General features: G+C 63.5%; 7 protein-coding genes and 1 pseudogene. 4 read left to right on the top strand and 4 right to left on the bottom strand.

Features of this window, described 5'->3' with window-relative positions; genetic code table 11:
• The 4 genes and pseudogenes from G3436_RS21350 to gloB form a co-directional block, all read right to left on the bottom strand.
• A partial coding sequence (locus G3436_RS21350; RefSeq protein ID WP_243667252.1) for an ABC transporter substrate-binding protein occupies nucleotides 1–540 on the bottom strand: 540 nt, incomplete at its 3' end.
• The gene (locus G3436_RS21345) at nucleotides 537–2,369 is read right to left on the bottom strand and encodes an extracellular solute-binding protein (RefSeq protein ID WP_243667251.1); all 1,833 of its coding nucleotides are present in this window, start codon (nucleotides 2,367–2,369) and stop codon (nucleotides 537–539) included. The genes G3436_RS21350 and G3436_RS21345, both read right to left, overlap by 4 nt.
• A 119-nt stretch (nucleotides 2,370–2,488) precedes the next feature.
• Nucleotides 2,489–3,906 (bottom strand): annotated as a pseudogene (locus G3436_RS21340) (LysM peptidoglycan-binding domain-containing protein).
• Nucleotides 3,907–4,005: 99 nt separating this feature from the next.
• A complete protein-coding gene (gene gloB / locus G3436_RS21335) occupies nucleotides 4,006–4,785 on the bottom strand; it encodes a hydroxyacylglutathione hydrolase (protein WP_163949171.1) in 780 nt (259 codons plus the stop codon).
• Nucleotides 4,786–4,865: 80 nt separating this feature from the next.
• Between gloB and G3436_RS21330 the strand changes: the two genes are divergently transcribed.
• From G3436_RS21330 to G3436_RS21315, 4 genes are all read left to right on the top strand, one after another.
• Nucleotides 4,866–5,648: a methyltransferase domain-containing protein gene (locus G3436_RS21330; RefSeq protein WP_163949168.1), complete on the top strand. Its 783-nt coding sequence runs from the start codon at nucleotides 4,866–4,868 to the stop codon at nucleotides 5,646–5,648.
• Nucleotides 5,649–5,657: 9 nt separating this feature from the next.
• Nucleotides 5,658–6,113, top strand: a complete 456-nt coding sequence (rnhA, locus tag G3436_RS21325) for a ribonuclease HI (RefSeq protein ID WP_163949165.1) — start codon at nucleotides 5,658–5,660, stop codon at nucleotides 6,111–6,113.
• A 98-nt stretch (nucleotides 6,114–6,211) separates the two neighbouring features.
• Nucleotides 6,212–6,949 carry a DNA polymerase III subunit epsilon gene (gene dnaQ, locus G3436_RS21320; protein ID WP_163949174.1) on the top strand — a complete coding sequence of 246 codons (738 nt, stop codon included), beginning with the start codon at nucleotides 6,212–6,214 and terminating at the stop codon, nucleotides 6,947–6,949.
• An 85-nt stretch (nucleotides 6,950–7,034) separates the two neighbouring features.
• Entirely contained in the window at nucleotides 7,035–9,278 is a 2,244-nt protein-coding gene (locus G3436_RS21315) for an Orn/Lys/Arg family decarboxylase (protein ID WP_163949162.1), read from the top strand.
• The last annotated feature ends 209 nt before the right edge of the window (nucleotides 9,279–9,487 follow it).

Here is a 9,487-nt window from a genome sequence, read left to right as displayed (position 1 = left end):
CTTGTGCTTGAACTTGAACAGTACGCGCAGCGGGTCTTCGGCGATCACCTCGTCGACGTCGGCGTAATACGCGCGGTACAGCGGCGCGCCGCTCTTGATCAGGGTGTCGAAGGTAAACACCACGTCGTCGGCACGCACCGGATGGCCATCCTGGAAGCGCGCTTCGGGGCGCAGGTAGAAACGCACCCAGCTGTTGTCCGGGGCTTTCTCGATCTGTTTGGCCAGTAGCCCGTACTCGGTGAACGGCTCGTCGAGGCTGGCACGCGCCAGGGTGTCGTAGACCAGCTCGATGTTGTCGGCCGACACGCCCTTGTTGATGAACGGGTTGAGGCTGTCGAATCCCCCCGAGCCGTTGAGGCGGAACGTGCCGCCCTTTGGTGCGTCGGGGTTCACGTAGTCGAAATGCTTGAAGCTGGCCGGGTATTTGGGCGCTTCGTCGTACAGCGTCAGGGCATGCTGCGGTGCGGCCAGGGCCGGCAGGCTCAGGCTGGCCAGCAACAGGCCGCCGGCCAGCAGGCGCAGGCGAGGCGATGGCATCATTGGGCGTTCTCCGTGGGCTTGAGCCACCAGCTGTTCAGCCCCAGGGTGTAGGGCGGCGTGGCGACAAAGGCAAACCGGTTGCGGTAGGCCAGGCGGTGATTGTCGAGATACCAGTTGGGAATCATGTAGTGCTGCCACAGCAGCACCCGGTCCAGTGCACGCGCTGCTGCCACTTGATCATCGCGGCTCTGCGCGTTGAGCAGAGACTCTAGCAGGTGGTCGACCACCGGACTCTTTACCCCTGCATAGTTCTTGCTGCCCTTGTTGCTGGCCTGGCTGGAATGAAAGTACAGCCATTGCTCCAGGCCTGGGCTGAGCGTCTGGTTGAGGGTTATCAGAATCATGTCGAAATCGAACTGGTCCAGCCGCTGTTTGTACTGGGCGCGGTCTACCGTGCGCAAGCGCGCATCGATGCCAATGCTGGCAAGATTTTCGACATAAGATTGCAGGATGCGCTCCAGGTTCGGGTTGACCAGCAGGATCTCTACCTTCAGCGGTTGCCCGAGGCTGTTGAGCAAGCGCTGCCCGGACAGCTTCCAGCCAGCCTGGCCCAGCAGGTTGAGGGCCAGGCGCAGGGTGTCGCGGTCGATACCGCGGCCGTCGGTCTGGCCCACGCTGTAGGGCTGGGTAAACAGCGCGGCCGGCAGTTGGTCACGGTACGGCGCCAGCAGTAGCCATTCCTTGCCCTGGGGTAGCCCGCTGGCGCTGAACTCGCTGTTGGGGTAGTAGCTGGCGGCGCGTTTGTAGGCACTGCTGAACAGGGTGCGGTTGGTCCACTCGAAGTCCAGCATCAGGCCCATTGCCTGGCGCACGCGGTCATCGCCGAACGCGGCGCGGCGGCTGTTCATGAACAGGCCCTGGGTCTGGGTCGGTATCTTGTGCTGGACCTGGGCCTTGATCACCTGGCCGCGGCGTACCGCAGGAAAGTTGTAGCCATTGGCCCAGTTCTTGGCTTGGTGTTCGATGTAGATATCGAACTCGCCTGCCTTGAACGCTTCGAAGGCCACGTCGCTGTCGCGATAGAACTCATACTCGACGCGGTCGAAATTGTACTTGCCGCGGTTGACCGCCAGGTCTTTGCCCCAGTAGTCCTTGACCCGTTCGAACACCAGGCGCCGCCCCGGTTGCACCTGGGTGATGCGGTATGGGCCGCTGCCCAGTGGCGCTTCGAACGTGGTGGCCTTGAAGTCCCGGCCTTTCCAGTAGTGCTGGGGCAGCACTGGCATCTCGCCCAGGCGCAGAATCAACAGGGGGTTGCCGGCCCGCTTGAACACGAAGCGGATGCGCTGCGGGTTGAGCACGTCGACCCGCTGCACTTCCTGCAAGCTGGTGCGGTAGATCGGGTGGCCGTCCTTGAGCAGGGTGCGGTAGGTGAACGCCACGTCGGCAGCGGTGATGGGGCGCCCGTCGTGAAAGCGTGCCTCGGGGCGCAGGTTGAACACCACCCAGCTACGATCCTCGCTGTACTCCACGGAGCGCGCGATCAGCCCGTAACTGGACGTCGCTTCATCACCGGAAGGGTCGCGCTGGCCGGTGCCGACCATCAGGGTTTCGTTCAGCTCGTTCACGCCGTACTGCAGGAAGTTGGGCGTGGTAACCGGGCTCGATCCCTTGAAGGTGTAGGGGTTGAGGGTGTCGAACGTGCCGAATGCCATCGCACGCAAGGTGCCGCCTTTCGGCGCTTGCGGGTTGACCCAATCGAAATGGGTGAATTTGGCTGGGTACTTGAGCGTGCCGAACTGGGCGTAACCGTGGCTTTCGCTGATTGTCGCGCCCGCAGGAAAGCTCAAGGCCAGGCTGAATGACAGCAACAGGAGGGGGCGTATCAAGTCGGCGATCCGATCCAGGCTTGGGCTTTATTACGGCTACAGTAACAGCTTGTATCGGCAGGAAAAAGAGTAACCCCAGACAAGGTGCGGGCTCCGGCCTGGCAGCCGGAGCCTGGGGCTCAATGCGGCAGGTAGACGGTGAGGGTCTGGCCTGGTTTGAGGGCGTGGCCGCTACGCGGATTCCAGCGCTTGAGGTGCTGCATTTCGACGTTGAAGCGCTTGGCCACCATGTACAGCGAGTCGCCTTTGCGCACCTTGTACTGGGTCGACTTTTTCTGTTTGCCGGCCGTGGCCGGCTGGGCGCTCTGCATGACCAGGGTCTGGCCGACCTTGAGGTTGTTGCCGCGCAGTGTGTTCCAGCGCTGCAGGTCCTTGACACTGACCTTGTTGGCCTTGGCGATGCTGGCCAGGTTGTCGCCACGCTTGACCTTGTAACGGCTGTTGCGCAGCGGTGCCGACGCTTGCGCCATGGCGGCTTCGAATACGGCTTTCTGCGGTCGCAGGCTGAGCAGCTCTTCGGGCTTCATGTTCGACAGGCTGGCGGTCAGCAGTTGTGCCTTGGCTGTGGGCACCAGCAGTTGCTGCGGGCCATCCACGGTCATGCGCTTCTTGAACGCCGGGTTGAGCTGGAACAGTTCGTCTTCGTCGATTTCGGCCAGGGCGGCAACGCGCGACAGGTCGAGACGATCCTTGATGACCACCGCTTCGAAATACGGTTCGTTGGCGATCGGGTTGAGGTTCACGCCGTAGGCCTGCGGGGTCAGGACCACCTGCGAGAGTGCCAGCAGCTTGGGCACGTAGTCGCGGGTTTCCTTGGGCAGCGGCAGGTTCCAGTAGTCGGTCGGCAGGCCGAGCTTTTCGTTGCGCTCGATGGCGCGGCTGACGGTGCCTTCGCCGGCATTGTAGGCGGCCAGTGCCAGCAGCCAGTCACCGTTGAACATGTCGTGCAGACGGGTCAGATAGTCGAGCGCGGCGTTGGTCGAGGCGGTGATGTCGCGGCGGCCGTCGTAGAAATTCGTCTGGCGCAGGTTGAAGTAGCGCCCGGTGGACGGGATGAACTGCCACAGGCCCACGGCATGTGCGCGCGAATAGGCCATGGGGTTGTAGGCACTTTCGATGGCCGGCAGCAGGGCCAGTTCCAGCGGCATGTCGCGCTCTTCGAGACGCTCGACGATGTAGTGGATATACAGGCTGCCGCGGTCGCCGGCACCTTCCAGGAACGACGGGTTGCTGGCGAACCACAGGCGCTGCTGCTCGATGCGCGGGTTTACCGCGATGCCATCCTGCAGTTGGAAGCCCTGGCGCATGCGCTCCCACACATCCTGGGCCACGGCGGGCTCGACCGGCTTCTTGTCGTGGACAAAAGCGGCTTCTGCTTGATCCGGGCCTGGAAATTGTGCGCGCGAACGCTATCGGATTCATCGACCTGGCGGGTGCTCTGGCAGCCCACGAGCGTGGCGGCCAGGGCCAGCGCACTGGCTTGGGCCAGGCGCGTCAGGGCGACGGAATTGAAGGTTCTGCGGCTAGGAGACGACATTGGCTAGGACAAAGTTCCGGGCAAAAATGTCGGGGGATTCTAGAAAGGCACCCCTTGTCGGTCAACCTTTGAGAACTTTTAGTGCCCTGCCAGGGCTGTTTAGAAGCTGTCCTTCCACGCACGCAACCCCGCAAAAACAGCACTCGGCGTAGGGTTTATGCGCCCATCCCGTTCGTCTATTTTTTCTTTAACGGATGTTTCGGCGGTACGCAAAAACGGATTGGTGAGCTTCTCGAGGGCCAGATTGGACGGCAACGTGATGCGATCTTGCGCGCGCAATGCCGTAACGTCGTCGAAGCGTTGGGCAATGTGCGGGTTTTGCGGCTCTACTGCGCGGGCAAAACGCAGGTTGCTCAATGTGTATTCGTGGGTGCAGTACACCAGCGTGGCGGCCGGCAGGGCTGCCAGGCGCTCCAGCGAGGCGTGCATCTGCTGTGGCGTGCCTTCGAACAGGCGCCCGCAGCCGGCAGCGAACAGGGTGTCGCCGCTGAACAGCATCGGCACCTGCGGGCGCGCGCAGTAATAGGCAATGTGGCCCAGGGTGTGCCCGGGCACCTCGAATACCTCCAAACTCAGGCCCAGTACCTCGATACGGTCATTGTCGTGCAGCGCCAGGTCGCGGGCGGGAATGCGCTCGTTGGCCGGCCCGCTGACCCGGGCGCCAGTGGCGGCCTTGAGCTGCTCTACGCCGCCTACATGGTCGTGGTGGTGATGGGTGACCAGAATGTCGCTCAACTGCCAGCCGGGGTGGCGCTGCAGCCAGTCCAGCACCGGTGCCGCATCGCCTGGATCGACGACCGCACAGCGCTGGTTGACGGCGTCTTGTAACAACCAGATGTAGTTATCGGTGAAAGCGGGCAGGGCATCGATCTGTATCATTGTGCGATTCGCCAAACGGTGGACATGGGTGCATCTTAGTAGCTATGTGCGTCGTCGAGAACCGTCCAAGGGAGACTGCAATGACCGATCAAGCCTTTGCCCAGGCCGACCCGCAGTGGTTGGAGCTGATCAGCCAGGCACGCGAATGGTTTGCCGGCCCGCTGGGCCGGTTGTTGCTGGCCGAAGAGCAGCGCCTGCTCGAAGAAGAGCTGGGGCGCTATTTTGGCGGCTACCTGGTGCACTACGGCCCGTGCGCCGAGGCCCCGCCCAGCGCGCCGCAGGTGCAGCGCAACGTGCGCCTGGGCGCGCCGTTGCCGGGGGTCGAGATCGTCTGTGAAGAACAGGCCTGGCCACTCAGCGAGCATGCCGCCGACGTGGTGGTACTGCAGCACGGGCTGGACTTCAGTCTGTCGCCCCACGGCCTGCTACGCGAAGCTGCCAGCAGCGTGCGCCCCGGCGGCCACCTGCTGATCGTTGGCATCAACCCCTGGAGCGCCTGGGGCATGCGCCGGGTGTTTGCCCATGACGCCCTGCGCAAGGCCCGCTGTATCTCGCCCTCGCGGGTGGGCGACTGGCTCAACCTGCTGGGCTTCGCGCTGGAGAAACGCCGCTTCGGGTGCTATCGTCCGCCGCTTGCTTCGCCGGCCTGGCAGGCGCGCCTGTCGGGTTGGGAGCGTGTCGCCGGGCGCTGGCAGTGTGGCGGTGGCGGCGTCTACCTGCTGGTGGCGCGCAAGATGGTGGTGGGCCTGCGCCCATTGCGCCAGGCACGTCGTGAACCGATGGGCAAACTGCTGCCGCTGCCGATGGCCAAGGTCAACCGGCGCGAGCCTCACCCCGAGGGTCGCACCTTCAACGATGAATAAAGGCTGTACATGAGCGAAAGCGTCGAAAGCGTCGAGATCTACACCGATGGTGCCTGCAAGGGTAATCCTGGCCTGGGTGGCTGGGGCGCACTGCTGGTGTGCAAGGGCGTCGAAAAGGAACTGTGGGGCGGTGAGCGCGACACCACCAACAACCGCATGGAACTGATGGCCGCGATCAAGGGCCTCGAAGCGCTCAAGCGCGAGTGCGAGGTACTACTGGTGACCGACTCGCAGTATGTGATGAAAGGCATCACCGAGTGGATGGTCAACTGGAAGAAGCGCGGCTGGAAAACCGCCGCCAAGGAGCCGGTGAAGAACGCCGACCTGTGGCAGCAGCTCGACGCCCAGGTCAACCGTCACAAGGTCAAATGGCAGTGGGTGCGCGGGCATATCGGGCATGCGGGCAACGAGCGTGCCGACCAATTGGCCAACCGTGGCGTCGATGACCTGCGCAAAGCCCGCTGAGCCGTTCACGCGAATTCGCCACATCCGTTAGCGGGTGAGGTAAAATTCGCCGCTTTTCTTATTCAGGCAGTACGCGGCAGGAGAATACCGGCGTGGAGATGCAGAACAACAGGTCGGTCGTGCTCGACACCGAAACCACCGGTATGCCGGTGGGCGATGGCCATCGCATCATCGAGATCGGCTGTATCGAACTGGTCGGCCGGCGCATGACCGGGCGCAACTTCCACGTGTACCTGCAGCCCGATCGCGAAAGCGACGAGGGGGCTATCGGTGTTCACGGCATCACCGACGAGTTCCTGGTGGGCAAGCCGCGTTTCGCCGAGGTTGCCGACGAGTTCTTCGAGTACATCCAGGGCGCGCGGCTGATCATCCACAACGCGGCGTTCGACGTTGGCTTCATCAACAACGAATTTGCCTTGCTCGGGCAGTCGGACCGCGCTGACATTTCCCAGCATTGCGAGGTGCTCGACACCTTGTTGATGGCGCGTGAGCGTCACCCCGGGCAGCGCAACAGCCTTGATGCCTTGTGCAAACGCTATGGCGTAGACAACTCCGGCCGCGAGCTGCACGGCGCATTGCTCGACTCCGAGTTGCTGGCCGATGTGTTCCTGGCCATGACCGGTGGCCAGACCAGCCTGTCGCTGGCCGGCAGCGATGGCGAGGGTGAAGGCCAGTCCAGCCAGGGCAGCGAGATCCGCCGCCTGGTGGGCCGCCAGCCGGGACGCATCATCACCGCCAGCGCCAGTGAGCTGGAAGCACACGTTGCGCGCCTGGAGGCGGTGGCCAAGTCCACGGGTGGCCCGGCCCTGTGGCAGCAGTTGCTGCAAGCCAACTGAGGCAAGCCTGCGCGCAGGTGGCGGCGACCTTCTACCCTGAAATGAAAGGCCCGACGGGCCTGCCGTTTGGAAGGTATTGGCGCCCATGTACAAGGACCTCAAGTTTCCGATTCTGATCGTACACCGTGACATCAAGGCCGCTACCGTGGCCGGTGAGCGCGTGCGCGGTATTGCCCAGGAGCTGGCCCAGGACGGCTTCACCATGCTGCCGGCTGTCGACTATGCAGAGGGCCGCCTAGTGGCGGCCACGCATCACGGCCTGGCCTGCATGTTGATAGCCGCCGAAGGCGCCGGCGAGAACACCCACCTGCTGCAGAACATGGTCGAGCTGATCCGCCTGGCGCGGGTGCGGGCGCCGCACCTGCCGATCTTCGCGCTGGGCGAGCAGGTCACCCTGGAAAACGCCCCCGCCGATGCCATGAGCGAACTGAACCAGTTGCGCGGCATCCTCTACCTGTTCGAAGACACCGTGCCGTTTCTGGCGCGGCAGGTAGCACGCGCGGCACACAATTACCTCGATGGCCTGTTGCCGCCGTTCTTCAAGGCGCTGGTGCAGCACACCGCGCAGTCCAACTATTCCTGGCACACGCCGGGCCATGGTGGCGGCGTGGCATACCGCAAAAGCCCGGTGGGCCAGGCGTTCCACCAGTTTTTCGGCGAGAACACCTTGCGCTCCGACCTGTCGGTATCGGTGCCCGAGCTCGGTTCACTGCTGGATCATACCGGCCCGCTGGCGGCCGCCGAGGCGCGCGCGGCGCGCAACTTCGGGGCGGACCATACCTTCTTCGTGATCAATGGCACCTCCACCGCCAACAAGATCGTCTGGCACTCGATGGTGGGGCGCGACGACCTGGTGCTGGTGGACCGCAACTGCCACAAGTCGGTGTTGCACGCGATCATCATGACCGGCGCGATCCCGTTGTACCTGTGCCCCGAGCGCAACGAGCTGGGCATCATCGGGCCGATCCCGCTGAGCGAGTTCAGCCGCGAGTCGATCCTGGCGAAGATCGCCGCCAACCCGCTGGCCCAGGGCCGCGCGCCGCGGGTGAAGATGGCGGTGGTGACCAACTCCACCTACGACGGCCTGTGCTACAACGCCGAAATGATCAAGCAGGTGCTCGGCAACAGCGTCGAGGTGCTGCATTTTGACGAAGCCTGGTATGCCTATGCGGCATTTCACGAGTTCTTTGCCGGGCGCTATGCCATGGGTACCTCGCGCAGTGCCGACAGCCCGCTGGTGTTCAGCACCCATTCCACCCACAAGTTGCTGGCGGCGTTCAGCCAGGCGTCGATGATCCATGTGCAGGATGGCGGGGCGCGGCAGCTGGACCGGGACCGCTTCAATGAAGCGTTCATGATGCACATCTCCACCTCGCCGCAGTACAGCATCCTGGCCTCGCTGGACGTGTCGTCAGCCATGATGGAGGGGCCGGCGGGGCGTTCGCTGTTGCAGGAAATGTTCGATGAGGCGCTGAGCTTTCGCCGTGCGCTGGCCAACCTGCGCGAGCACATTGCGGCGGATGACTGGTGGTTCAGCATCTGGCAGCCGCCGCAGGTCGGTGGTATCAGCCGGGTCGCCACCGACGACTGGTTGCTGCAGCCGCAAGCCGAGTGGCATGGGTTTGGCGCGGTGAGTGAAGACTACGTGCTGCTTGATCCGATCAAGGTGACCCTGGTGATGCCGGGGCTGGATGCCGGCGGCACTCTGGGTGAGCACGGCATTCCGGCGGCGGTGGTGAGCAAGTTCTTGTGGGAGCGCGGGCTGGTGGTGGAGAAGACCGGGCTCTACTCGTTCCTGGTGCTGTTTTCGATGGGCATCACCAAGGGCAAGTGGAGCACGTTGTTGACCGAGCTGCTGGAGTTCAAGCGCAACTACGACGCCAACACCGCGTTGTTGCAGAGCTTGCCGTGTGTTGCGCAACTGGACCCGGTGCGCTATCACGGCATGGGCTTGAAGGACCTGTGCGAGCAGTTGCACGCCTGTTATCGCAGCAATGCCACGGCCAAGCAGCTCAAGCGCCTGTACACGCGCTTGCCCGAAGTGGTGATCAAGCCCGGTGATGCCTACGACAAGCTGGTGCGTGGCGAGGTGGAGGCGGTGCCTATCGAGCAGTTGCTGGGGCGGGTGGCGGCGGTGATGCTGGTGCCGTATCCGCCGGGGATTCCCTTGATCATGCCGGGCGAGCGGTTCACCGAGGCGACGCGTTCGATCATTGATTACCTCGCGTTTGCGCGTGCGTTCGACCGTGGTTTCCCGGGGTTTGTGGCGGATGTGCATGGGCTGCAGCATGAGCAGGGTGATATCTACACCGTGGATTGCATTGTGTAGGTGCCGGCGTTGCCACCAAGGCTGCCAACGCCGATCTGACAGGCCATGGTGCGTTGCAGCAAATGTGCGAGCGGCCTTGAGCCGCGATGCGCCGCGCGGGCGGCGCTCGATTTCGAAGGGCGCTGGAGATGCATTGACTGGCACATGGTGGCCCCACCGAAATCTGTTGCAACGCGCCATGGCCTGACAGATTGGCGCTGTCAGTCTTT

This window comes from Pseudomonas brassicae (assembly GCF_010671725.1).
Lineage (GTDB): Bacteria > Pseudomonadota > Gammaproteobacteria > Pseudomonadales > Pseudomonadaceae > Aquipseudomonas > Aquipseudomonas brassicae.
The sequence above is the reverse complement of the archived record's forward strand: the minus strand, read 5'-3'. Positions and strand labels throughout refer to the sequence as shown.